The 25652-nt window shown below is 62.8% G+C and carries 22 protein-coding genes; 7 read left to right on the top strand and 15 right to left on the bottom strand.

The features are described from left to right. Positions 1–20: 20 nt before the first annotated feature. Together dnaE and HCZ87_RS00750 are read right to left on the bottom strand one after the other, a co-directional pair. Positions 21–3521 carry a DNA polymerase III subunit alpha gene (dnaE, locus tag HCZ87_RS00755; RefSeq protein WP_167641854.1) on the bottom strand — a complete coding sequence of 1167 codons (3501 nt, stop codon included), beginning with the start codon at positions 3519–3521 and terminating at the stop codon, positions 21–23. A gap of 91 nt (positions 3522–3612) precedes the next feature. Further along, positions 3613–4404: an IclR family transcriptional regulator gene (locus tag HCZ87_RS00750; protein ID WP_254868471.1), complete on the bottom strand. Its 792-nt coding sequence runs from the start codon at positions 4402–4404 to the stop codon at positions 3613–3615. A gap of 148 nt (positions 4405–4552) precedes the next feature. Here HCZ87_RS00750 and HCZ87_RS00745 point away from each other — a divergent pair, with 148 nt between their 5' ends. From HCZ87_RS00745 to HCZ87_RS00715, 7 genes are all read left to right on the top strand, one after another. Continuing rightward, positions 4553–6076 carry an ABC transporter substrate-binding protein gene (locus HCZ87_RS00745; RefSeq protein ID WP_167641853.1) on the top strand — a complete coding sequence of 508 codons (1524 nt, stop codon included), beginning with the start codon at positions 4553–4555 and terminating at the stop codon, positions 6074–6076. A gap of 140 nt (positions 6077–6216) precedes the next feature. Beyond that, a complete protein-coding gene (locus HCZ87_RS00740) occupies positions 6217–7134 on the top strand; it encodes an ABC transporter permease (RefSeq protein WP_167641852.1) in 918 nt (305 codons plus the stop codon). 1 nt (position 7135) lies between these two features. Next, positions 7136–8032, top strand: coding sequence for an ABC transporter permease (locus tag HCZ87_RS00735; RefSeq protein ID WP_167641851.1), 897 nt, complete (start codon positions 7136–7138; stop codon positions 8030–8032). 3 nt (positions 8033–8035) lie between these two features. Then, positions 8036–9031 (top strand): ABC transporter ATP-binding protein, encoded by a 996-nt coding sequence (locus HCZ87_RS00730; protein WP_167641850.1) that lies wholly within the window; start codon positions 8036–8038, stop codon positions 9029–9031. After that, entirely contained in the window at positions 9028–10011 is a 984-nt protein-coding gene (locus HCZ87_RS00725) for an ABC transporter ATP-binding protein (protein WP_167641849.1), read from the top strand. Before HCZ87_RS00730 ends, HCZ87_RS00725 begins: the two co-directional genes overlap by 4 nt. Continuing rightward, complete coding sequence (locus HCZ87_RS00720; protein WP_167641848.1) at positions 10008–11573, top strand: gamma-glutamyltransferase family protein; 1566 nt, start codon at positions 10008–10010, stop codon at positions 11571–11573. Before HCZ87_RS00725 ends, HCZ87_RS00720 begins: the two co-directional genes overlap by 4 nt. Beyond that, positions 11570–12997 carry a M20 family metallopeptidase gene (locus HCZ87_RS00715; protein ID WP_167641847.1) on the top strand — a complete coding sequence of 476 codons (1428 nt, stop codon included), beginning with the start codon at positions 11570–11572 and terminating at the stop codon, positions 12995–12997. The genes HCZ87_RS00720 and HCZ87_RS00715 overlap by 4 nt, the downstream gene beginning before the upstream one ends. A gap of 91 nt (positions 12998–13088) precedes the next feature. Here the strand turns inward: HCZ87_RS00715 and HCZ87_RS00710 are convergent, their stop codons facing one another. From HCZ87_RS00710 to HCZ87_RS00650, 13 genes are all read right to left on the bottom strand, one after another. Then, positions 13089–13448, bottom strand: a complete 360-nt coding sequence (locus HCZ87_RS00710) for a cupin domain-containing protein (protein WP_167641846.1) — start codon at positions 13446–13448, stop codon at positions 13089–13091. A gap of 30 nt (positions 13449–13478) precedes the next feature. Further along, on the bottom strand, positions 13479–14876 hold the full coding sequence (locus HCZ87_RS00705) for an NAD(P)/FAD-dependent oxidoreductase (RefSeq protein WP_368484061.1): 1398 nt from the start codon (positions 14874–14876) through the stop codon (positions 13479–13481). Further along, on the bottom strand, positions 14873–15625 hold the full coding sequence (locus HCZ87_RS00700; protein WP_167641845.1) for an NTP transferase domain-containing protein: 753 nt from the start codon (positions 15623–15625) through the stop codon (positions 14873–14875). Before HCZ87_RS00700 ends, HCZ87_RS00705 begins: the two co-directional genes overlap by 4 nt. Further along, the gene (locus tag HCZ87_RS00695; protein WP_167641844.1) at positions 15622–17115 is read right to left on the bottom strand and encodes an aldehyde dehydrogenase family protein; all 1494 of its coding nucleotides are present in this window, start codon (positions 17113–17115) and stop codon (positions 15622–15624) included. Before HCZ87_RS00695 ends, HCZ87_RS00700 begins: the two co-directional genes overlap by 4 nt. Positions 17116–17137: 22 nt before the next feature. Continuing rightward, positions 17138–18643: an aldehyde dehydrogenase gene (locus HCZ87_RS00690; RefSeq protein WP_167641843.1), complete on the bottom strand. Its 1506-nt coding sequence runs from the start codon at positions 18641–18643 to the stop codon at positions 17138–17140. Beyond that, positions 18636–19700: an aminoglycoside phosphotransferase family protein gene (locus HCZ87_RS00685; protein WP_167641842.1), complete on the bottom strand. Its 1065-nt coding sequence runs from the start codon at positions 19698–19700 to the stop codon at positions 18636–18638. Before HCZ87_RS00685 ends, HCZ87_RS00690 begins: the two co-directional genes overlap by 8 nt. Then, on the bottom strand, positions 19697–20041 hold the full coding sequence (locus tag HCZ87_RS00680; RefSeq protein ID WP_167641841.1) for a cupin domain-containing protein: 345 nt from the start codon (positions 20039–20041) through the stop codon (positions 19697–19699). The genes HCZ87_RS00685 and HCZ87_RS00680 overlap by 4 nt, the downstream gene beginning before the upstream one ends. A 12-nt stretch (positions 20042–20053) precedes the next feature. After that, on the bottom strand, positions 20054–20416 hold the full coding sequence (locus tag HCZ87_RS00675) for a cupin domain-containing protein (protein ID WP_167641840.1): 363 nt from the start codon (positions 20414–20416) through the stop codon (positions 20054–20056). Further along, entirely contained in the window at positions 20413–21699 is a 1287-nt protein-coding gene (locus HCZ87_RS00670; protein ID WP_167641839.1) for a glycosyltransferase, read from the bottom strand. Before HCZ87_RS00670 ends, HCZ87_RS00675 begins: the two co-directional genes overlap by 4 nt. 69 nt (positions 21700–21768) lie before the next feature. Beyond that, on the bottom strand, positions 21769–22842 hold the full coding sequence (locus HCZ87_RS00665; RefSeq protein ID WP_167641838.1) for an ABC transporter ATP-binding protein: 1074 nt from the start codon (positions 22840–22842) through the stop codon (positions 21769–21771). Then, positions 22839–23630, bottom strand: a complete 792-nt coding sequence (locus tag HCZ87_RS00660) for an ABC transporter permease (protein WP_167641837.1) — start codon at positions 23628–23630, stop codon at positions 22839–22841. The genes HCZ87_RS00665 and HCZ87_RS00660 overlap by 4 nt, the downstream gene beginning before the upstream one ends. 1 nt (position 23631) lies before the next feature. After that, entirely contained in the window at positions 23632–24486 is an 855-nt protein-coding gene (locus tag HCZ87_RS00655; RefSeq protein WP_217701923.1) for an ABC transporter permease, read from the bottom strand. A 101-nt stretch (positions 24487–24587) separates the two neighbouring features. Then, on the bottom strand, positions 24588–25637 hold the full coding sequence (locus tag HCZ87_RS00650) for a spermidine/putrescine ABC transporter substrate-binding protein (RefSeq protein ID WP_167641836.1): 1050 nt from the start codon (positions 25635–25637) through the stop codon (positions 24588–24590). Positions 25638–25652: the final 15 nt, after the last annotated feature.

Genomic DNA, 25652 nt, shown 5'->3' with positions numbered 1-25652 from the left:
CGCCTGCCTGCTCCGGCAGATCAGATCTCTTCAACATCCATGACGCCCTCAAGGCTTTTGAGCGCGCTTTTGATCTGCGGGTTGATCGGAAAGACCTGCCCCAGATCCATTTCCACATCCCCCGGCAGGCCCGGGTCTTGCAGGTAAACATAGATCTCGCCGGGGCTGGCGTTGCGGGCGGCGGATTTGGCATCCTCCAGCACCGTTGCCACCGTTGCCACCGCCGAGGCACTGTCGAGATAGACCCGCAGGGAAGAACGCCCGGCATCGGCAATCGCCGCATCCACCGGCCCGGCAGAGCGCATCAGCAGTTTCAGCTGATCGCTCTCCATGGTGGCCTCGGCGGTGATCACCACCTTGGAGCCGGTCTCCAGAAACTCCCGTGCTTTTTCCAGAACATCCGAGAAGATCGTCACCTCAAAGGCGCCGGTGGTATCCGAGAGCTGCGCGAAGGCAAAACGATTGCCGCGCGCCGATTTGCGCTCCTGCCGGCCCGCAACCACCCCGGCCATTTTGGCCATAAAGGGGCCGCGCTCCGCCTTGGCCATGACCTCGTCCAGCGTCATCACATCCTTGCGTTTCAGCGCTGGCATGTAGTCGTCCAGCGGATGGCCCGTCAGGTAAAAGCCGATCGCCTTGAATTCCTCGTTCAGCCGTTCCGCAGGCAGCCAATCCGGCACCCCCGCCAGACGCGGCTCCGGCAGATCCTCGCCCGCCTCGCCAAACAGCGACACCTGGTTGGAGTTCTTCTGTTCGTGGATGGCGGCGGAATAGCTCACCAGCCCTTCCAGGCTCTCGAATACCCGGCGGCGGTTCTTGTCCAGCACGTCAAAAGCCCCGGCCCGCGCCAGCATCTCCAGAGGCCGCTTGCCGACCTTCTTGAGATCCACCCGGCGGGCAAAATCATAGAGGTTCACAAAGGGCCGGTCCTGTCGCGCTGCGACGATCAGGTTCATCGCATCAAGGCCGACGTTCTTCAGCGCGCCCAGCGCATAGACCAGGGCGCCCTCGACCACGTCAAAGGTCGCCAAGGAGCGATTGATGTCCGGCGCCACATAGGGCAGCTTCAGCCCCTTCTTGACCTCCTCAAAGTAAATCGAGAGCTTGTCGGTCAGGTGGATATCGCAGTTCATCACCCCGGCCATGAACTCCACCGGGTGGTTCGCCTTCAACCAGGCGGTCTGATAGGACACCACCGCATAGGCCGCCGCGTGCGATTTGTTGAAGCCGTAGTTGGCGAATTTCTCCAACAGGTCAAAAACCTCGGAGGCCTTTTTCTTGTCGACCCCGTTTTCCGCCGCGCCTTTTTCAAACTTCGGGCGCTCGGCGTCCATGGCCTCCTTGATCTTCTTACCCATGGCGCGGCGCAACAGATCCGCACCGCCCAGGGAGTAGCCCGCCATCACCTGGGCAATCTGCATCACCTGTTCCTGATAGACGATAATGCCCTGGGTTTCCTCCAGGATATGGTCGATCAGCGGATGCACCGACTGGATCTTGCGCAGCCCGTTCTTGACCTCGCAATAGACCGGGATGTTTTCCATCGGGCCGGGACGATAGAGCGCCACCAGCGCCACGATATCCTCGATACAGGTGGGCTTCATGCGCTTGAGCGCATCCATCATGCCGGTGGATTCCACCTGGAACACCGCCACCGTCTTGGCCCGGGCATAAAGGTCATAGGTGATCGGATCATCCAGCGGGATCGCGTTGATCTGGTTCTCCGCCCCTTCCGCCGGTTCATAAAGCTGCTGCCCCTCGGCCGAGACATGCAACGGACGGCCGGATTTGAAGATCAGCTCCATGGCGTTCTGCACCACGGTCAGCGTTTTCAGGCCGAGGAAGTCGAATTTCACCAACCCGGCCTGTTCCACCCATTTCATGTTGAACTGGGTCGCCGGCATGTCGGAGCGCGGATCCTGATAGAGCGGCACCAGCGCATCCAGAGGCCGGTCGCCGATCACCACCCCAGCCGCGTGGGTGGAGGCGTTGCGCAAGAGCCCCTCGACCTGCTGGCCATAGGTCAAAAGACGCTGCACCACGGGCTCGTTTCGCGCCTCTTCCGCCAGTCGGGGCTCGTCCTGCAAGGCTTTCTCGATCGAGACGGGTTTCACGCCCTCCACAGGGATCATCTTGGACAGCCGGTCCACCTGGCCAAAGGGCATCTGCAACACCCGGCCAATGTCGCGCACGGCTGCTTTGGACAGAAGCGCACCAAAGGTGATGATCTGGCCCACCTTGTCGCGGCCATATTTCTGCTGCACGTATTTGATCACCTCCTCGCGGCGATCCATGCAGAAGTCGATGTCGAAGTCGGGCATCGAGACCCGTTCCGGGTTGAGGAAGCGTTCAAACAGCAGGCTGTAGCGCAGCGGGTCAAGGTCGGTGATGGTCAGCGCATAGGCCACCAGCGAGCCCGCACCAGAGCCCCGCCCCGGCCCCACCGGAATGCCCTGTTCCTTGCCCCATTTGATAAAATCCGCAACGATCAGGAAATAGCCGGGAAAGCCCATGCCCTCGATGATATCCAGCTCGAAATCCAGCCGTTCCTGGTATTTTTCAACCGACACCGCATGGGGGATCACCGCCAGCCGGGCCTGCAAGCCCTCATTGGCCTGACGGCGCAGCTCCACCACCTCGTCATCGGCGAATTTTGGCAGGATCGGATCCCGCCGATAGGTCATGAAGGCGCAGCGCTGCGCGATTTCGACCGTGTTTTCAATCGCTTCCGGCAGATCGGCAAAAAGAGCGATCATCTCTTCCTGGCTTTTGAAATAATGCTGCGCGGTCAGGCGGCGGCGCGGTTCCGACTGATCGACATAGGCCCCCTCTGCGATGCAGATCAGCGCATCATGCGCCTCATACATCTCGGTCTTGGGGAAATAGACGTCATTGGTCGCCACCAGGGGCAGATCCATCGCATAGGCCATCTCCACATGGCCGCGCTCGGTCTGGACCTCCTCGACCGGCTGGCCGTCCTCGCCGGGATGGCGTTGCAGCTCCACATAGAGCCGATCCGGGAACATCGCTTTCAGCCGCTGCATCAGCGCCTCGGCGGCGGGGCGCTGGCCGTTCTGCAACAGCTGCCCGACGGGCCCGTTTGGGCCACCGGTGAGGCAGATCAGACCGCCGCTGTTCAGCTCCAGCTCCTCTAGCGAGACCTGCGGCAACTGCCCGCCCTTGTCCACATAGAGACAGGAGGAGAGTTTCATCAGATGCTCATAGCCTTCTTCGCTCTGCGCCAGCAGCACAAGCGGCGCGGGCAGTTTGGGTTTCTCGCCCGGCTCGCTCTTCACATAGGTCAGATCCACCTGACAGCCCATGATCGGCTGGATGCCAGCCCCCGAAAGGGTGACCGAGGCCTCGAGCGCGGCGAACATCGAATTGGTATCGGTGATCGCAATCGCAGGCATGCGATGCGCCTTGCACAGGTCCGGCAGTTTCTTGAGCCGCACGGCCCCTTCCAGAAGCGAATATTCCGTATGGGTGCGCAGGTGAATGAATCGAGGAGATGCTGTCATGCCGCGACCCTATCCCCCCGCCGCAGGCTGGAAAAGATCAGATCGCACCGCTGGCGCCCTGAACCTATCAGGTCGCGTGCTCAGATCGGGGTCAGGACCTGGGTTCCTGCATCAGGGTTTCGCCGGGAATGCCGCTGGCGGTATCCAGAAGCGCCGGCAGAAGCTCCTGCCGCACCCGCTCCGGGTCGAAACTGTGGCTAGAGACCGCCACCTGCAAGGCCGCATGCGCGCGCCCATCTATGCCGGTGATCGGAACCGCCAGGCTGATCTCGTTCAGGATCATCTGACCCTGCGTCAGCGAATAGCCGTCCTGCGCGGCCTGCGCGATCTCTTGCGCAATCACCGCGCGGTCGGTGATTGTCTTTGGCGTCATCGCATGCAGCGGCCAGCTTTCCAGTGCATGCGCGACCTCTTGCGCGCTCCAGGTTGCCAGCATCACCCGCCCCGCAGCCGTGCCCAGCGCCGCCACCCGTCGCCCGATGATACTGGCCGCAAACTGGGTACGCTGGTTGGGCAGGCGCAGCGCATAGATGATGTGATCCCCCGAAATCTGCGCCAGGTTCACGGTTTCGCCATGCACCCGGCTGAATTCCACCAGCTTTGGCAGCGCCCGCGAGATCAACGGATCCGACCAGTAATAGGCATAGGCCAGCTCCAGCCAGGCATGGCTCGGACGGTATCGGCGGGTGCCGGGATCGCGCTCCAGCATGCCTTCCTGATGCAGCGTATGGGCCAGACGCTGCACCGCGCTTTTTTCCAGCCCGGTCAGTTTGACCAGCTCGGCCAGCGACAGCGAGACATGTGATTCGTCAAAGGCCCGCAGCACTCGCAGCCCCTTCGCGAGGGTGCCGACGAACAGCGGGTTTTGCTTCTTTTCCAACATCTTTTTCCGTTTCTGGCCGAACGTCCCTGCGCCGCTGTAACAAAAACTTGACGAATGTCACCAGCCTCGGCGTATGATGGGTATATAACAATACTATGTATTAAATAATGATACATCAACTGTTCAATCGTACAGACAGGGAAATGACATGACCGAACACGCCTTCACCCGCTCTCTCCTCGTTGCCGCCGTCTTGACCTCCGGCGCGGCCATGCCCGCGCTTGCCGACAAAGCATCGGACACGCTGAATGTGGCCTTCACCAAGGAATTGGAAAACGTTGACAGCTACTTCAATTCCTCGCGCGAAGGCGTGGTCATGCAGCGTGCGGTCTGGGATGGTCTGATCTATCGCGACCCCGAAACCAACGAATACATCGGCAACCTGGCCACCAGCTGGGAATGGATCGACGACACCACGCTGGAGTTCAAGCTGCGCGAAGGGGTGACCTTCCACAATGGCGAACCTTTCAACGCCGATGATGTGGTCTTTACCGTCAACTACGTTGCCAACGAAGAAAACGGCGTAAAGACCCAGCGCAATGTGAACTGGATGAAATCGGCCGAGAAGATCGACGACTACACCGTGCGCATCCTGCTGAAGGACAAATTCCCGGCGGCGATCGAATTCCTCTCCGGCCCGGTGTCCATGTACCCCAATGAATATTACGCCGAGGTCGGCCCCTCCGGCATGGGGCTGAAACCGGTTGGCACCGGCCCTTACAAGGTCACCGAAGTGGTGCCCGGGCAGCATTTTGTGCTGGAAAAGAACGAAAACTACTATGACAGCCCCAAGGGCCAACCCACGGTCGGCAAGATCGACATTCGCACCATTCCCGACGTCAACACCCAGATGGCGGAGCTGTTCTCGGGTTCGCTCGATCTGATCTGGCAGGTGCCCGCGGATCAGGCCGAGAAGCTGGGCCAGATGGGCCAGTTCACCGTCGCCAATGAATCCACCATGCGCGTTGGGTATCTCCAGATGGATGCGGCCGGTCGCAGCGGCGCCGACAACCCCTTTACCAACGCCAAGGTCCGCGAGGCGGTCAACTATGCGATCAACCGCGAAGAACTGGTTCAGGCGCTGTTGAAAGGGTCGAGCCAGGTCATCAATACCCCCTGTTTCCCCAGCCAGTTCGGCTGCGCTCAGGATGTCACCACCTATGATTACAACCCGGAAAAGGCCAAGGAACTGCTGGCCGAGGCGGGGTATCCCGATGGGTTCTCGACCGAGTTCTACGCCTACCGCGACCGCCAATACGCCGAGGCGATCGCCTCTTATCTGAATGCGATCGGCATCGAGACCGACTTCAAGATGCTGCAATACTCCGCCCTGCGCGAACTGAACATGAAGGGCGAAGTGCCGCTGTCGTTCCAGACCTGGGGCAGCTACTCGATCAACGATGCCTCCGCGATGGTCAGCCAGTTCTTCAAACATGGTTCGCTTGACAGCACCCGCGACGACGAGGTGCTGGATTGGCTGAACGTGGCCGATAGCTCCACCAACCCGGATGAGCGCATCGAATATTACACCAAGGCGCTGAAAAAGATCACCGGCGAAGCCTATTGGGCGCCGATGTTCAGCTACAACACCAACTATGTCTTCACCGGCGATGTGAACTATACGCCGACTGCGGATGAGGTGCTGCGCTTCGTGGATATGTCCTGGAACTGATCTGACCGGATCTGATGTGGCGAGGGGGCAACCCCTCGCCCTGTCCTCCCCTTCCGCGACATGCGTTCCTCACGCCCCACCCCCATAAGACCAACCCCCAGACGCGCCGCCCGCCCGAGGCTGGACGCCAGAGGTATCCCATGCTGCCATTCATCCTGAAGAGACTGGGCCTGGCCTTGCTGGTGGCTTTGACCGTCAGCTTCATCAGTTTCTCCCTGCTGTTCCTCTCCGGCGACCCGGCCGCCGCGCTGGCTGGCGAAACCGCCAGCGGCGAAGACGTCGAAGCCCTGCGCCGGCTCTACGGTTTTGATCGCCCGATGCTGGTGCAATACGGCGAATGGCTGTTCTCCGCCCTCCGGGGCGATTTTGGCGAGAGCTATTATTTCAAGCTCCCCGTTGCCGGGCTGATCGCAGAACGTTTGCAAGTGACCATGATCCTCGGGGTCTGCGGCATTCTGTTTGCGCTGCTGACCGCCGTGCCCCTTGGGGTGGTCGCCGCGATCCGTCCGAACTCGCTCATCGACCGGGTGGCGCTGTTCCTGTCGGTGGCCGGTCAGGCGATGCCCTCGTTCTGGTTCGGCCTGATCCTGATCGTCGTCTTTGCCATTCAGCTCGGCTGGCTGCCGCCCTCAGGCGCTGCAACCTGGCGGCATTTCATCATGCCCACGATCGTGCTTGGCTATTACGCGATGCCCGCCATCATGCGGCTGACGCGTGCGGGCATGCTGGATGTGCTGAATTCCGACTTCATCCGCACCGCCCGGGCCAAGGGCGCGGGCGAGGGGCGGGTTCTGTTCAAACACGCGCTGCGCAATGCCATCATCCCGGTGGTCAGCCTCGCTGCGGTTCAGATGGGTTTCATGCTGGGGGGCTCCATCGTGGTGGAGTCGGTCTTTGCGCTGCATGGCGCCGGTTTCCTCGCCTGGGAAAGCATCGCCCGCAATGACCTGCCCACCGTACAGGCGCTGATCCTTGTTTTCTCTATGTTCTACATTGTCTTCACCTTTCTCGCCGACGTGCTGAACGCCTGGCTTGATCCCAGAATGCGGAGTTCCTGACGTGACTGACGCTGCTGATCCGCTCTCACAAGAAATCCACGGCCCCACGCCCCGCCAAATACTCAGGATGCGGGCCTTCGGCCACAAGGGGCTGCTCTTTGGCCTGATCGTAGTTGGCCTGCTGGTGCTCATCGCCCTGTTCGCGCCCGTGCTTGCGCCGCATGATCCCTACGCGCAGAGCCTGATGAACCGCATGGTGCCCCCCGTCTTTATGGGCGGCAGCTGGGAGCACCCGCTGGGCACCGATCACCTGGGACGGGACTACCTGTCGCGCCTGATCTACGGCGCCCGTGTCTCGCTGCTGATCGGCTCGATTGCGGCGCTGATTTCCGGCCTGATCGGCACCACCATGGGGGTCTGCGCCGGGTATTTCGGCGGCAAGGTCGATGCCTTTGTCACCTTCCTCATCAATGTGCGCCTCGCCATGCCGGTGGTGCTGGTGGCGCTGGCGGTGGTTGCCATCCTTGGTGGCTCCCTCACCGTGGTGGTCTGCGTGCTGGGCCTGCTGCTGTGGGACCGTTTCGCCGTGGTGATGCGCGCCTCCACCCTGCAAGTCAGCCGCCGGGACTACGTGGCCGCCGCGCAGGTGATCGGTGCCTCCACCCCGCGCATTCTGCTGACAGAGATCATGCCGAATATCTTCAACAACCTGATCGTGGTGATCACGCTGGAGATGGCCCATGCGATCCTGCTGGAAGCGGCGCTCAGCTTCCTCGGCCTTGGCGTGCAGCCTCCGACCCCCTCCTGGGGCCTGATGGTCTCCGAGGGCAAGAACATGATGCTGTTCGAGCCCTGGCTCGTGCTCATCCCCGGGGCCGTGCTCTTTGTGCTGGTGCTGGCGATCAATCTGATGGGCGATGGTCTGCGCGACGTCACCGCCCCCGAAGGACGGAGCTGACCCATGACTGATGCGCTTCTTTCCGTAAAGAACCTGACCCTGAGCATCCCCACCGGCAGCGGTACGCTGCACGCGGTGCGTGGCATTGATTTCGACCTCAAGAGGGGCGAGACCCTCTCTATCGTTGGCGAAAGCGGATCGGGAAAATCCCTGACCTCGCTGGCGGTGATGGGGCTTCTGAGCAAGACGATCAAATGTCAGGCCGACGAGATGCGGTTTGACACTATCGACCTGCAAAAGGCCAATCGCCGGGTGATGCGCGATCTGCGCGGCAACCGGATGGCGATGATCTTTCAGGAACCGATGACCTCGCTCAACCCGGCCTATACCATCGGCGATCAGCTGACAGAGACGCTCCTGCTGCACCGCAAGGTCAGCAAGGCGGCAGCACGGGCGCGCGCGGTGGAGCTGCTGGAAAAAGTCGGCATCACCGCCGCCGAAAGCCGCCTGTCGCAATATCCGCATCAATTGTCCGGCGGTCTGCGCCAGCGGGTCATGATCGCCTTGGCGCTGATGTGCGAACCGGATCTGCTGATTGCGGACGAGCCGACGACCGCGCTGGATGTGACCATCCAGGCGCAGATCCTGCGTCTTCTGGTGGATCTGACCCGCGAGATGAACATGGCGATGATCCTGATCACCCATGATCTCGGCGTCGTCGCCCGGGTCGCCGACAAAGTGGCGGTGATGTATGCGGGCGGGCTGGTCGAGACCGGCCCCGCCGCCGAGGTCTTTTCCGCGCCCAGCCACCCCCACACGCGCGGCCTGCTGCGCTGCATCCCGCAACCGGGCAAGACCGAACGCGGCGCCCCGCTTGGCACCATTCCGGGCATCGTGCCATCGCTGATCGGCGATGTCAGCGGCTGCGTCTTCCGCACCCGCTGCGCCCATGCCAGCGCCGACTGCCGCGGCCCCATCCCGCTCCGGGGGGATGACAGCCACGCGTTCAAATGCGTTCACGCCGACGGGGCGTTATCCGCAGAAGGAGAGCTCGCATGAGTGATGTTCTGACCCTGGACCAGGTAAGAAAGACCTATCAGGTCAAGCAGGGCCTGTTTGGCACCCCCAAACCCTTGACCGCCGTCAACGACGTGTCGCTGTCGCTCGGCAAGGGCGAGGTGCTGGGGCTGGTCGGGGAATCCGGCTGCGGCAAGTCCACCTTGGCCAAGCTGCTGCTGGGGCTGGAAAAACCCTCCGCCGGTCAGGTGCTCGTCGAAGGCGTGTCGATGGACAACCTGGACCGGCGCGCGCTTGCCGGGCGGCTTCAGCCGATCTTTCAGGACCCCTATTCCTCGCTCAATCCGCGCAAGTCGATCTATGACATCGTCTCCCTGCCCTTGCGGGTGCACAAGATCGGGGACACCGCCAGCCAGACCAAGGCGGTGAAGGACATCCTGGATATCGTCGGGCTGCCGCAACGGGTGATGAACACCTATCCCAGCCAGATGTCCGGCGGCCAGCGCCAACGGGTGGCGATCGCCCGCGCGCTGGTGATGCGACCCGAGATCGTGATCTGCGACGAACCCACATCGGCGCTTGATGTCTCGGTTCAAAGCCAGATCCTCAACCTCTTGGGCGATCTGCGCCGCGAATTCGGCCTGACCTACCTGTTCATCAGCCATGACCTTGCGGTGGTTGAACATCTCGCCACCCGGGTGGCGGTGATGTATCTGGGCCGCATCGTCGAAGAAGCCCCGGTGGCAGAGTTGTTCGAAGCGCCCAAGCACCCCTACACAAAAGCGCTGCTAAGCTCCGTATTGACCCCGGAACCGGGGCTGGGCGTGCCGGAAACCGCGCTTGGCACCGCCTATCCCAACCCGATCGACCCGCCCTCCGGCTGCGCCTTTCACCCGCGCTGCCCGCTGGCGACGGAGCACTGCAAAACAGTCGCACCGCGTCCGATACAGACCCCGCATGGCCGCGTGGAATGCCACCTTCAGGACCCCAAAAGCCCAATGACGCAAAAGGATGCCGCATGAGCGCACTCTCCAGAACCCAGCGCACCCGCAAGCATGTGATCGAAACCGCCGGCGGGGTTGTGGCCTCTCAGCACCGTCAGGCCGCCGAGGCCGGTGCCGCGGTGCTGCGCGCGGGCGGCGATGCGGTGGATGCGGCCGTGGCGACCTCCTTTGTTGTCGGGGTGCTGGAGCCTTGGATGAGCGGACCCGCCGGTGGCGGTGCCGCCGTCCATTGGCGCGCTGACACCGGCGAGGCTGTTGCGATCAACTTCGGCATGCGCTCGCCCAAGGGGTTGAAGATTTCTGACTATCCGCTCTCTGGCGATGGCAAGGCCGGGGATCTCTTTCCCTGGGAACGGGTGGTCGAGGATCGCAACGTCGAGGGCGCCACGGCCATCGCCGTGCCCGGCACCGTCGATGGTCTGGGTCAGGCGCATGCCCGCTGGGGGCGGATGCCCTGGGCGGAGCTGCTGGCCCCGGCTGTTGGCTATGCCCGCGAAGGCATGCTGGTCGATTGGTACGCCGCCCTGCTGATCGCCTCCACCGCGCGCAACCTGGCCCGCGACCCGGATGCTGCGGCGCTGTTCCTTGACGATGGCACCTGGCCCAAGGGCTCCGGCTGGACCGCCATTCCTGATAATCGCCTTGATCAGAGCCGCATGGCCGCCTCGCTCGCGCATCTGGCCGAGACCGGCGCGCGCGGCTTTTACGAAGGCGATCTGGCCCAAGCTCTGGCACAGGACGTGCAGGACAAGGGCGGTTGCCTTTCGGCGCAGGATCTGGCCGGATACCGCGCCTGGACGGGCGCCGCCCGCGCCGTCGATTACCGCGATGCCCGGCTCCATGTGATGCCGGGGCTGACCGCGGGGCCGACCTTTGCGCGGGTGATGGAGCAGCTGGAGACAGCCGACCTCTCAACCCCGTCCTCCACCTATGTTGCCTACGCCCGCGCGCTGGATCAGGCCTATGCGGAACGGCTCGGCAAGATGGGCGATACCGGCGAAGTGCCCGAAGCCCCGGGCTGCACCACGCATTTCTCGGTGGTGGACCGCGCCGGCAATATGGTCAGCCACACCCAGACGCTGCTTTCGATCTTCGGCAGCCGGGTGGTATCGCCCGCAACCGGCTTTCTGATGAACAACGGCATCATGTGGTTTGACCCGGAACAGGGCCGCCCGAACTCGCTGGCGCCGAACAAGGCCTGCCTGATGAACGTCTGCCCGGTGCTCGGCGCGCAGGGCAATACGCGCTTTGCCTTTGGCGCGTCCGGCGGGCGCAAGATCGTCTCTGCGGTGTCGCAGCTGGCCTCCTTTGTCGTTGATGGCGGCATGGATGTGGAACAGGCGTTTCACACCCCGCGCATCGACATGTCCGGCGGCGCAGAGATCATCGCGGACGAGACCCTGCCCGCAGAGGTTCTGGCCGCCCTTGCCGAGGAAAAACCCACGCGCAGTACCCGCCGCACTGTCTCGCCCTATGCCTTTGCCTGCCCGGCGGGCGTGATGCGCAAAGACGGCCTGAACAGTGGCTGCACCGAAATCATGTCGCCCTGGGGCGACGCAATACCCGAGGACGACCAATGACCCGCGACGCCGCCATTTCCCGCGTGACCGAGTATTTTGAAACCGGAGCCTTTCAATCCGAACTTGCCGATCTGGTGACCTACCGCAGCGAAAGCCAGAGCGACGCCCCAGAGGCCCGCGCCGAATGCCTGCGCTACCTGACCGAGGCGATGCTGCCGCGGCTGACCGCGCTGGGGTTCACCTGCGAAATCCTGGCGAACCCGGACCCGCGCGGCGGCCCGCTGCTGATCGGCGAACGCCGCGAGGGCGAAGATCTGCCCACCATCCTGACCTATGGCCACGGCGACGCGGTTCTGGGCCAGGACGAGATGTGGCGCGAGGGGCTCTCGCCCTGGGAGATCGTCGAAGAAGGCGAGCGTCTCTACGGGCGCGGCACCGCCGACAACAAGGGCCAGCATCTGGTCAATATCGCCGCCCTTGAAGCGGTGCTGGCGGAGCGCGGGCATCTTGGTTTCAACACAAGGATCGTGTTGGAAATGAGCGAAGAAGTCGGCTCTGTCGGTCTGCCGGAGGTCTTCAGGGCCTATAAGGACCGGCTCAGCGCCGATGTGCTGATCGCCTCCGACGGGCCACGGCTGCAACCGGATGTGCCGACCATGTTCATGGGGTCGCGTGGTGGCACCACCTTTGATCTGGTGGTGGAAACCCACGAGGGTGCGCATCACTCCGGAAACTGGGGCGGGCTGCTGTCCGATCCGGCGATGATCCTGGCCCATGCGCTGGCCTGTATCACCGATGTGCGCGGCCAGATCAAAGTGCCGGAATGGCGCCCCGACAGCCTGACCGACAGCGTGCGTGCCGCGCTCAAGGATCTGCCCGTCGCCGGAGGCCAGGGTCCCGAGGTGAACCCCGACTGGGGCGAAGAGGGGCTGACCCCGGCGGAGCGCGCCTTTGGCTGGAACAGTTTCACCGTGCTCGCGATGGTCTCTGGCGTGCCAGAGGCGCCGGTGAACGCGATTTCCGGCTGGGCGCGGGCGACCTGTCAGCTGCGCTATGTGGTTGGCACCGATCCCGAAGCCGTGATCCCGGCGCTGCGCCGTCACCTCGATGCGCATGGCTTCCAAAAGGTCGAAATCCGCAACCTCGACCGGGGGTTCTTTGCCGCCACTCGGCTTGATCCCAATCATCCCTGGGCGCAATTCGTGGGCAATTCGATCCGCGCGACGGCTGGTGATCTGCATGTGCTTCCAAACCTGGCCGGCTCCCTGCCCAACGACAGTTTCACCGATATTCTGGAGCTGCCCACCATCTGGGTGCCGCATTCCTATCGCGGCTGTTCGCAGCATGCGCCGAATGAACATGTGCTGAAACCGGTCTGCCGCGATGCGCTGCGGGTGATGGCGGGTGTGTTCTGGGACATCGGCACCCTGAACGCCTCGGACGCCGCCGCCAAAGCACTGCTGAAACGCGCCGGGCCCGTCTGAGCGCTGGCCCATCGTCCCGGCCTGCCACGCCGGGACGACAGAACGCCGCCCCTTGCAAGGATCGCATGCGCCTGGGCGTATGCGATCCTCTTCACGACAGGATAAAAAACACCTTGCGCACCGGCGTCAGGTTTTCCCAGGTCCCGGAAAAACCAGCCGCCACGACAAAGCTGTCACCCGGCCCGAATTCACGCGCATGGCCCTCGGCATCGGTCAGGCGGACACGCCCCTCCAGGATGTGGCACAGCTCGTCATAATCGCAGTCGCAGCGCTCCAGATGCGGCTCCGCTTCCCAGATCCCGGCAAGCGCGCCCTTCTCCGCGTTCTGAAAATGCCGCCAGCTTTTGCTGCGATAGGGTGTATCGACCAGTTTGGGGTCCTCGACGCAGGTCTCGGCCGGGGCCAGATCCCCAGCGTCAAACGCGACAACATGGTTGGGAGATTTGCTCATATCTACCTTTGCCTTCTGAACTTCTTGCGATCACGACCCAAAGCCGATCCCGGCCCGGTCCATAAGACGCAGCAGCATCGACCGCTTGCCGGTCAGATCCTCCCGCGCGAGGTGAGATTGGGCGACCTTGATCGCAAGGCCGCGCAACGGTTCCGGCGGAAAGGGAAACGGTCGCTTGCGGCTCATCCGCAGCTGCGTGCGCTCGGTCTCCTCGCCGTCCAGCAGATCCAACATCGTCAGCGCGGCAAAGCGGGAAGCCGTGACCCCCTGCCCGGTAAAGCCCATCGCATAGGCCAGACGCCCGCCCAGCGCGGTGCCGGTGAAAAAAGTCAGCCGCGCAGAGGTGTCGATGATGCCGCCCCAGGCATGGCTGAAGGTCACGCCCGACAGGCTGGGAAAGGCCTCCAGGAAGTTTGCCTCAAGCCGCGCATAGGATTGCGCCCGGTTCAAAAGCTGCGCATCGCGTCTGGATCCGCGGTGATAGATCGCATCATAGCCGCCCCAGAGGATGCGGTTGTCCGCCGTCTTGCGGCTGTAGTGGAACTGATTGCCACAATCAGCCACGCCATAGCGCCCCTGCCAACCGATCGACTCCAATTGCGCATCGCTCAGTGGCTCTGTCATGATCGTATAGTCGAAGATCGGCACGATGGCGGGCCGCAGACGGCGCAGGATGGGCAGGTCGGCATTGGTCGCCATGACGACCTTGCCCGCGCGCAACGCGCCCCGCGGCGTCGTCAGGCTCACCCCGTCCCCGTCCGGCGTGATGGCAGACACGGGACTGTCCTGATGGATCGACACACCGCCCCGCAGGCAGGCCTCTGCCAGCCCATGCACCAGCCGCGCCGGATTAACGTAGGCGTAGTTCGGCTCATAGAGGCCCGCAGGATAGCGCGGGCTGTTCAGGTGGCGTTTCAGTTCATCGCCGGAAAGCACCTTGGCCTCGACCCCGAAACGGGCATAGGTCGCCTGCATGTCGTGCAGCCCCTCGGCCTCCCAGGGGGTGGCAGCCACATTGACCTTGCCGGTGCGCTCGAACTCGGCCTTGATACCATAGGTGACCAGATCGGCCTCCAGATCGTCGAGGTTTTGCCGCCCCAGCCGCACCAGCGCTTCGGCCTCATCGGGCCAGCGCGCGGCGGCATTGCCGACCCCATGCGAGATACTGGGCGCGGAAAACCCGCCATTGCGACCGCTGGCTGCTTCGGCCAGATGTCGGGCCTCCAGCACAATGATACGCGCATTCGGATGCCGTTCGCGCGCCTTCAAGGCGCTCCACAGGCCGGTAAACCCTGCCCCGATCACCGCGATATCGCAGCGGTGCGCCCCCGTCAGCGCGGGCAGATCCCTGCGCGCGCTGACGGTCTCCTGCCAATAGGGCGTGAATACAGTATCGTTGAAACGCGAGGACAGAGAGGCCAGTTTCACGATGCCCCCTTTGGCGCATTGCGCGCCTGCAACGCCTGTTCCAGCGCGGCCAGTTCCGCCTGGGAATTGACGCCGGTCACCTCGAAGGGATCGGCCTCGGCCGTGGCAACCCGGTGCCCGGCCTGTCGCGCCAGCCCCACCAGATCGGTGAGGTAGTATTCGCCCTTGGCATTGTCGTTGCGGATCCTGGGAAGAAGCTGAAACAGCGCATCTGCCCGCACCGCCAGAATGCCGGAATTGCAAAAGGTAATCGCCCGCTCCGCATCAGAGGCATCGGAGAATTCGACAATCCGCTCCAATGTTCCGTCCGGCCCGGTCACCAGACGCCCATAGGCCCCGGCATCCTGCGGGTGGAACCCCAGCACCGCAACGGCGGTCTGCGCGTCAATCGTGTCACAGAGCGCCGCCATCGTCCGCGCCGAGACCAGCGGAACGTCGCCATACAGCACCAGCACGGTGCCCTGAAACCCCTCCAGCGCCTTGGCCGCGATCCGCACCGCATGGCCGGTGCCGAGCTGCTCCTCCTGAACGACAGTATCCAGCGCGGGATAGGCCGCCGTGATCTGCTCGCGCCCGGCCCCGACCACGACAAGCCGCCGCGCCGCCTCTATGCCCTCAAGCGTGTCCAGCACATGGCCCAGCAGCGGCTTGCCATTAAGGGAATGCAGCACCTTGTGCAGGTCAGACCCCATCCGCGTGCCCTTGCCCGCCGCGAGCACGATGGCGGCGATCTCTGTTGGCATCGTCATTGACCTGCCTCCTCCTCATCCAGATACCAGCCCCAGGTCTGGCTGTGATCAAAGCGGGTTACCTGCTTGGTTTCCAGAAAGGCATCAAAGCCTTCGCGCCCCAGCTCGCGGCCAATGCCCGAGGATTTGTAGCCCCCCCAAGGCGCCTGCGTGAAAGTCGGCTGCGAGCAGTTGATCCAGATGATACCGGCACGCAATTTGGCCGCCACCCGGTCGCAGCGCTCCAAATCGTCCGACATCACCGCCGCTGCCAGCCCATAGGGGCTGTCATTCGCCAACCGCAGCGCCTCTTCTTCGGTGTCAAAAGGATTGAGGCAGACCACGGGACCAAAGATCTCTTCGCGCCAGATTTCGGCGTCCAACGGCACATCGGCATAGATGGTCGGCGCGATGTAATATCCCACCTCGAACCCCTCGGCCCGGCCGCCCCCGGTCACCAAACGGGCACCGCTGTCCTTGGCACGCTCAAGAAAGCCAAGGATCTTGTCATATTGGCCCTTGGAGACGATCGGGCCAAGCTTGACCCCCGGCTGATCGCCTGCGCCGATCCTGATCGCCTCGGTGACCTCTTTCAGCCGCTCGATCAGCCGCGCGTAGATCCCGCGCTGCACCAGAACCCGCGAGGTGGCCGAGCAGACCTCGCCCTTGTTCCAGAAGATCCCGAACAGGATCCACTCCACCGCCTTGTCGATATCGCAATCGTCAAAAACCAGGAACGGGGACTTACCGCCCAGCTCCAGCGACACGGTCCGAATACCGGCCGAGGCCGCCTGCATCACCTTGCGCCCGGTCGCGACCGAGCCGGTAAAAGCCACCTTGTCGACCAGCGCATGTTCCGACAGCGGCGCGCCCGCCTCCGCACCAAACCCGGTCACCAGGTTGAACACACCCGCAGGCAGCCCGGCCTTGTCGATGATCCCCGCCAGCGCATGGCAGGTCATCGCGCAGAGCTCGGAGGGTTTCAGAACCACGCAACACCCAGCGGCAAGCGCCGGAGCCACTTTCCAGACCGCCATCAGCATCGGGAAGTTCCACGGCGTAATCGCCGCGACCACGCCAACCGGTTCGCGCAGCACACGGCTGTCAAACCGGGCGTCGCCCACATCATTGGTGCGCAGGGGCTGCGCCGCGTCCGCCTCGGCCAGATCGGCGTAATAGTCAAAGCAGAAGGCCGCATCCTCGATATCCCACTGCGCCTCTGGCAGGGGTTTGCCGTTGTCGCGGGTCTCCAGCGCGGCCAGATCCGCAAGGTTTTCGCGGATCCCGTTTGCGATCCGGCGCAGCACGGCGGCCCGCTCGGTCGCGGGCAGGTCAGACCAGACGCCCGCATCAAAGGCACGGCGGGCCGCGCGCACGGCGCGGTCGATATCTTCCGCGCCGCCAGACGCCACCTGGGCAAAGACCTGCTCGGTCGCGGGGTCAACAGCGGGCAAAGTCGCGCCACCTGCCGGCGCCACAAAGGCGCCGTCAATATAAAGCTCGGTTTTCATGGGTTTTCTCGCTTGCTGAGAGTCAGACGTGTTTGCGGCCGCCGGCGTCGAGGAACCAATCATCTGGATAGGGATACCACCAGTCCGCCTCCTTCGCGACGGGATCGAGGATCACCATCTTGGGCTGGCGGAAGGCATCAAGCCCGATACGCCCCAGCGCGCGGCCAAGCCCCGAGGACTTGACCCCGCCAAAGGGCAGCGCGTCATTGTCCACCAGCGGGTTGTTGACCCAGACCATCCCGGCCTGCAACGCGTCAATGGCCTGATGAGCCTCGCCCAGATCGCGGGTAAAGACGCTGGCGCCCAAGCCGAAATCTGAATCATTGGCCAGCTCCAGCGCCTCGTCAAAGCTCTGCGTGCGCACGATCGACACCACGGGGCCAAAGATCTCGTGCTCAAACAGGCCCATGTCCTGGGTCACCTCGGTCACGATCGTCGGCTCGATGAACCAGCCCTTGGGTTGATCCGCAGGGATACCGCCGCCCAGCGCAATGGTGGCCCCTTTGTCGCGGGCCCGTTCGATCCAGCCCAGCACGCGGTCCCGCGCTGCTTCGGAGACCACGGGCCCGATCTCGGCGATGCCCAGACCATTGCCCACACGCAGCTGGCGGGTGCGCGCGATCATGGCTGCAACGAAGTCATCATAGACTTCTGCCTCGACATAGATCCGCTCTGCCGAGGTGCAGACCTGCCCCGATTGCAGATAGGCCGTGGTCACCGCAGCCGCCGCAGCCACCTGCACATCGGCATGTTTGGAGACGATCATGGGATCGCTGCCGCCGCCCTCGATGACACAGGGTTTCATCCGGCTGGCCGCCTCCATCGCGATCTTGCGCCCCACCTCTGCCGAGCCGGTAAAGGCGATGGCATGGGTCTTGGGGCTAGCGATCAGCTGCTGGCCCAGCTCGGCCCCACCGCCCACACAAGCGATCAGATCCTTGGGCAGCGCGGCGAAGAATTTCATGAACATCAGCGTGCAGATCGTGCCCGCCGGCGCCGCCTTCAGCACCACGCCATTGCCCGCCGCCAGCGAGGCCGCAATGGTCCAGCAGCCAAGGATCAGCGGGAAGTTATAGGGCACGATATGGACCGAAACCCCATGCGGCGCATAGGTCTGATATTGGAAAGAGCCCGGCTGCATCGGGCCTGCGATCTTGCCCGCATCGTCCCGCGCCATTTCGGCGTAATAACGAAAGACCGCCGGGATATTGGCGATCTCGCCGATGGCTTCGGGGTAGGGTTTGCCGATCTCGCGCGTCATCATGACGGCGATCTCGGTCATATCCGCCTGCTCCATCGCATCGGCCACCCGGTGCAACAGGCCCGCGCGGGTCTTGCAATCCATCGCAGCCCAGGATTTCTGCGCCGCATTCACCCGGTCCAGCAGCTCTTCGAGCTGCTCAGAGGAGGGCGCGCCATAGCTGCCGACAGTGTCCAGCGTGGCCGGATCCTGCACCTCGTGCACGGAACCGGTGGTGGGCACATAATCAGGCGCCAGATAGTAACAGGGGGAAAGGGCATCAGTCATTTGTCGGTCCATTTCTTTGCAACAAGGTCTGGGGCAGCGTCTGTGCAATCTGCGCCCAGCCCGGCAATTCGGCATTCAGGAAGTCCGCAATCTCGGCAAGGCCAGCGGCCTGCAATGCGGTCTGGAATTGTGTCAAAACCCGCGTCAGGAAGGCCAGATAGCGCGCCTTCCCGTCTCGCAGGCAGAGGCGCACAAAGACGCCCAGAATACGTGCGTGGCGCTGCGCCCCGAGCAGCGCATAGCGCTGGCGGATCGCCTCGGCGCCGCCCAGATGCGCCGGGGCGTGGGCGCAGTAATAGGTCAGCAGCTCCTCTTCCAGCCCGGCGGCCAGATCCCGGCGCGCGTCTTGCAGCAGCGAAAGAAGATCATATTCCGACGGGCCAAGGATCGCGTCCTGAAAATCCAGCAGGCCACAGCGCGCAACGCCTTCGCGCCCCTCCAGCAGCATCAGGTTGTCCACGTGGAAATCGCGCAACACCAGCGTTTCATGGCGATCCGCCACAGGTGCCAGCGCCCTGGCCCAAAGGCTGCGGAACGCGCCGTCAAACCGCGCCACATCAATGTCCGGCGCCACCGCCGGTGCGAACCACTGCGAAAAGATCGACAGCTCGTCCAGATGCACGCTGAGGTCATAGGCGGGCCGGTCGATCTGCGCCCCCCGCGCATCGTGATGCAGATGCAATAGCGCCTCCACCGCCAGGTGATAAAGCGCGCCCTCCTCGACCCCACGGGCCAGACAACGGGCATAGGTGTCATCGCCCATGTCTTCGATCAGGGCCAGACCCTGCGCCCGATCCTGTTCCAGCACCCGGGGCGCGGAGAGGCCGAGCCCGCCCAGATGCGCCGATATCTGGGCAAAGGCGGCAAAGCCTTCGGGGTCATGGCGATCGTCCATCAACAGAAGGTTCTGCCCAAGCAGGCGGAAATAGCGGCGCGTCGAGGCATCCGCGTCAAAGGCCTGCAAGCTGACCTCTGCCAGACCATGGCGGCGCAGGAATGCGACCGCCCCGTCTGACAGATTGGCATCGGCGATGGAGAGGGGCGCGGCGGGGCTCATCGGATCATATAGACCTTTTTGACTGTCTCGTGAACGGTACAGACACCCTTCCAGTCCTGCGGAAAAAAGGCGGCGGTGTCCGGGGTGATCTCTATCACATCGCCGCTTTCATGCACGTAGGTGCAGCGGCCTTCCAGAAAATGACAGAACTCGTCCTTGGTGACGTGGCAGTCCCATTTACCGGGGGTGCAGATCCACAATCCACACTCGCTCTGGCCATCGGGACCCTTGTGCAGGACCTTGCCGGAGGTATGGCTTTCGCCTTCGATCATGGTTGGAATGATCCCCCAGTCCACCGTGTCGGTGATCTCCAGGGGTTTGTGCATAACAGGGGCTTTCATGTCTTTCTCCATTCAGACAAGCATATAGATATTGCGCAGGGTCTCGGTGATCTCGGCGGTGCCTTCCCAGCCTGCGGGAAACATGACGCAGGTGCCCGGCGTTGCCTCGATGACCTCGTCCGACCCATCGCGGCGATAGATCACCCGCCCGGAAACAAAATGACAGAACTCGTCGCGCGGGACGGAAATCCGCCAGGTGCCGGGCGTGCAGACCCAGACACCGGTTTCGGGCGAATTGTTCGGCCCCTTATGCAGGAGCCGACCGGTGGAATGGGATTGCCCTTCGATCATGTCCGGCTGCGGACCCCAATCGACAAGATCGTCATAGGTTGTGGCCGCGTGGATATGCGGCGCCGAGGAATCAAGATTGCTCATGCGCCCTTCTCCGCCAGATCCACCAGCAGGCGCGCCGCCTTTTCCTGACCGTTCTGCGATTGCATATGCGCCGACGTCTCCTTGAGCCGGGCCGCCATCTCCGCGTCGGTAAGGCAGGTTTCGATCTTTTCGATCAGCTCTTCTTCGGTCCAGTCATACCGCTCCGAGCGGAACCCATGCCCGGTTTCCTGAACCCGCATCGCGTTGTCATGACCGTCCCAGACATAGGACATGATGATCGCCGGCTTGCCGAAATAGAGGCACTCGGTGAAGGAGTTGTTGCCGCCGTGATGGATGACCGCATCGACCTGCGGAATGACCGAGGGCTGCGGGAACCAGCTGTCGATGATCACATTGTCCGGGATATCGCTGTAATCGTCCTTGTAGTCCCCGACATTAACCAGCGCCCGATAGCGCGACTTTCCAACCAGCGTGATCAGCCGCTTCAGCAGATCCGTATCCCCCGCCCCAAGCGAGCCGAAAGAGATATACAGCAGCGGGCCGTCGTTGTTCTTCTTGAAGGTCGGCACCTCATAGGGATCGTCCTGCCGCACGCAGCCCTCAAGATACTGGAACTGGCCGGGGTCCAGCGGCTTGGCCCGGTTGTATTTCACCTGCTCGGGATAGAGCAGCAGGTTGAGATAGGGCGAGGCCTCAAAGAACTGGCCCAAGGGATAGGGGTCTTCGTTGTTCTCCGCCAGAAAGGCGTTGAAATCATCGTGCAGCGGCTTCACCACCTCGTTGAACCTGGCGCGGAAGGCGGCGTGCCCTTCGGTGTCCTTTTCCGACATGCCGGACAGATGCGGCGGGATCGCATCGTCCTCGATCTCGTTCTCCGAACAGGAGATGATGCGCACCCAGGGCACACCGTGCTGTTTGATCGCCGGGAACAGGATCACATTGTCCACCGAAATCACATCCGGTTTGATCTCGGCCAGGATCGCGGGCAGGTCCTTTTGCGCCCATTTCGCACTGTCGACGATCGCTTCCCAGCATTCCTTGACGTAGTTGTCGATCTGATCGATCGGCGCCTTGCGGAAGTTCGGAATATGGCCGTTGATGAAATCCTCCCAGAACTTCGCCATCTGCTCGGCCGGCATCGGCTCGGACAGGTTCACCGGATGGGCCTCAAAGCCATAGCCCTTGTAGACATCGACAAATCCGGGGTCCGAAAGGAACACCGCCTTATGCCCCATGCGTTCCACGGCCTGGGCAATGCCCACGGAATTCAGCGCGGGGCCAAAGGCCGCCTCTGGGAAAAAGGCAAAGGTTTTCTGAGCCATGATGATCACTCCTGTTGGTCTTTTGCCGCTGTTGCGGCGGCTTTTCTGTCTTGGTTCATGCGCGCGGCGTCAGGCCGCAAAAACACGCGTGTCCTTGGCGTCCCAGCCCAATTCCAGCTGGTCGCCCTGCGAGAGCGCGATCTGATCGGCCTCTTGCGCGGTCAGGCGCACGGTGATCGGATCGGCACAGAGCTCGGTTTCCAGATGCAGCTGCAAATCAAGCCCGTGATAGGCGGTGGCCAGCACCCGACCACGCGGCAAGCTGCCCGCAGCATCGCCCTGCGGCGCGCTGACCTTCAGCCGTTCGGGCCGGATCGCGACGACCACATCGGCGCCCTCGTGCAGCCCTTCCGGGATCTGCGCCGTCACTGGCTTGCCATGCGCGCCGAGCAGGCGACCGTTGCTGACCTTGGCGGGCATGAAATTCATCACGCCAATAAAATCCGCGGCATAGCGGCTGTTGGGGCGTTCATAGATGTCATGGGGCGAGGCGCATTGCAGCAGGGTGCCATCCTTCAGGATCGCCACCCGATCCGCCATCACCAGCGCCTCTTCCTGATCGTGGGTCACGATGATGAAGGTAATGCCGAATTCATGCTGCAACCGCTTCAGCTCCAGCTGCATGTCGCCGCGCAGCTTCTTGTCCAGCGCGCCAAGCGGCTCGTCCAGCAGCAACAGGCGCGGCCGTTTGATCAGGGCACGGCCCAGCGCCACCCGCTGACGTTGCCCGCCCGACAGCTGATCGGGCTTGCGCCCCGCCAGATGCGACAGTTGGATGATCTCCAGCATCTCCCCGACGCGGGTCTTGATCTCCGCCTTGGGGCATTTCTCCATCTCAAGCCCGTAGGCGACGTTCTGGGCAATCGTCATATGCGGAAACAGCGCATAGGACTGGAACATCAGATTGACCGGACGCCGGTTGGGCGGAACGTTGGAGACATCCTTGCCGTCCAGCAGGATCTCGCCGCCGGTCGGCACCTCGAATCCCGCCAGCATGCGCAGAAGCGTCGTCTTGCCGCTGCCTGATGCGCCCAACAGCGCAAAGAACTCGTTCTCCTGAATATCGAGGTTAAGTCCATCCACCGCACGGACGGTTCCAAAGTGCTTTTGCACGTTGCGAAGTGACAAAAGGGGCTGGGTCATTGTCCCGGAAGACCTCCTCGGTTCAGACGCTGCGACAGGGTAAGAGCAATCACCGAGACGGCCATCACGATGGTCGCAAGCGCATTGATTTCTGGGGTGACGCCAAAGCGGATCATGGCAAAGATCTGCATCGGCAATGTGATCGAGTCGCGTCCCGCACCGGCGGTGAAGAAGGCGATGATGAATTCATCGACCGAAAGGGTGAAGGCAAGCAGCGCACCGGCGATGACCGCAGGCAGCATGACCGGCAGCACGATCCGCACCAGCGTCACAGGGGTGCTGGCGCCCAGATCGGTAGAAGCCTCGACGATCGACCAGTCAAAGGTCTTGAGCCGCGCCCGCACCACCGAACAGACAAAGGCGAGGTTGAAGACCACATGGCTCAGGATCACCGTGTGCAGCCCCATGGTCACATTCAGCAGGGAAAAGAAGCTCAGCAGCGCGATCGCCAGCACGATGTCGGGAATGATCATCGGCGCGAAGATGATGGTCTCCAGAAAGCGCCCCTTGCGGCGGCGGATTTCCACACCGATCGCCAAAAGGCTGCCCAGTATCGTCGCCAGCACGGTCGACACGACGGCGACCACCAGCGTGTTGAACGCCGCCGACATGATATCGCGGTTGTGCAGCAATTCGCCGTACCAGCGCGTCGAAAACCCGGTCCAGGCGGTGGGCAGGCCACCATCGTTGAACGAGAGCGCCACCAGCACCGAAATCGGCACGTAGAGGAAGGCAAACACCGCAGCAAGGATCGCCAGCATCAGGCGGGGGTTGGCAAGGGACGCCATGTCAGCTCTCCTCCCGCTTGGCACCAGAGGCGCGTTCGGTTGCAAATGTCTGAAGGGTCAAGAGCCCCATCATGATGGCGATCAGCACCATCGAAAGCGCCGCCCCGAAGGGCCAGTCATTGGCGGTCAGGAACTGGGCGTAGATCAGGTTGCCGATCATCTGGAACTGCCCGCCCCCCAGAAGCGCCGGGGTCACGAAGTTGCCGATCGACAGCACGAAGACAAAGACGAAACCGGTGGCAATGCCGGGCACCGTCATCGGCAGCACCACGCGGCGAAAGGTGGTCCAGCTGCTCGCCCCCAGATCACGAGAGGCCTCGGCGATTTCCGGGTTCAGGCGCGACAGGGGCGCATAGCAGGCCAGGATCACGAAGGGCAGGTAATTGTAGACCAGCCCCACAACCACGGCACCTTCGGTGTACAACAGACGGGGCATCTCCGCGTCATACCCAAGCCAGCGCGCCAGCCCGGTGATCAGGCCTTCGCGGTTCAGCAGCACGATCCAGGCATAGGTGCGCACCAGATAGTTCGACCAAAACGGCAGCACCGCAAAAAACAGCAGGATCGGCTGTCGCCGCGATGGCGCCGCCGCAATGGCAAAGGCCGCCGCATAGCCGATGATCACGGCGATCAGCGCAGACAGCCCGGCGATCGCAGCGGACTTGAGGAAAATGCCCGCATAGAGCGGATCAAACACCAGCGCGAGGTTCTCAAGGGTGAAGGTATATTCGATACCACCGTAGAGCCCGCGCCGAAAGAAGGCCAAAGCCAGGATCAGCAGGCAGGGGATAACCATGAAGGCGGTCAACCAGGCCAGCGCCGGGGTCATGAGGTAAAGGGGTTTGCGGTCTTTCATGCGGACACTTGTGCTTGGCGCAGACCGGGGCCTGCGTACAATCTGGAAGGACGGCGACGGGCCTGCGCCCGTCCGCCTTTACGTGGTCGGAAAATCAGGCGTCAGGGCGCCGCCTTGATCTCCGAAACGGTGCGCGCATAAAGCCGCTGCGCCTCGCCCACATCCCGCAGCTGTTCATAGGTGATCAGCTCTTCGGGGCTGATGGCCATGTTCGGATAGCTGGCAAGGAAATCCTCGGACAGGCTCTCCATGGCGGGTTTGTTCGGCACCTTGTAGAGGATGTTTTCAGCCGCCCAGCCGTGGTTTTTCGCGTCCAGAATGAAGTTCACGAAATCATAGGCCGCGTCCTTGTTTTCCGAATTTTTCAGGATGACCATCGTATCCACCCAGAGGTCGGAACCTTCTTCGGGGATGACGTATTTGATGTCGGAATTTTCGGCGATGCCATAGTTGCACCAGCCATCCCAGGCCTGCACCAGCTCCGCCTCGCCGGACACCAGCTTGGCGTAGAATGTGGTGTCGTCATAGGCCAGCAGCGTGTGCTTGGCGTCGATCAGCAGATCGCGCACCTCGGCGACCTTGTCGGGATCGGTTTCATTCACCGAATACCCTTTGGCCAGGAACCCCGCGCCCAAGAGCCAGCGGTCGGTGGCCAGCATCGTGGTCTTGCCGCTGACATCCTCGGCCGGGCTCAGAAGATCCATCCAGCTGCCCGGCGCCTCGGCCAACGCGTCAGAGCGGTAGCACAGACCGGTCGTGCCCCAGGCATAGGGCACCGAAAACATGTTGCCGGGATCATGCGCCAGCTCGCCCGCTTCGGGATAGAGGTTGGCAAGATTGGGCAGCTTGGCATGGTCCAGCGTTTCGGCCAGGCCCAGGTTGTGCAGCACCTCGGCAAAGGGCGAAGAGACAAAAACCACGTCATAGCCCTTGCCCTTAGAGGCAATCAGCTTGCCCATGATTTCTTCGTTGGTGCCATGCAGAACCAATTCGGCCCCGTTGCCGGTTTCGGCGCTGAAGGCTTCGATCGCATCGGGGGCCATGTAGCCATCCCAGTTTGACACCACGAGATCCCCGGCGAGCAGCGCCCCGGACATCCCGAAAACCGCCACCGCCGACAAGGCACTTGTCGCGAGTATCTTCCGCTTCATCTTGTTTCTCCCTGT

Origin of the sequence: Phaeobacter sp. HF9A (assembly GCF_011806385.1) — a bacterium.
GTDB lineage: Bacteria > Pseudomonadota > Alphaproteobacteria > Rhodobacterales > Rhodobacteraceae > Epibacterium.
The sequence above is the reverse complement of the archived record's forward strand: the minus strand, read 5'-3'. Positions and strand labels throughout refer to the sequence as shown.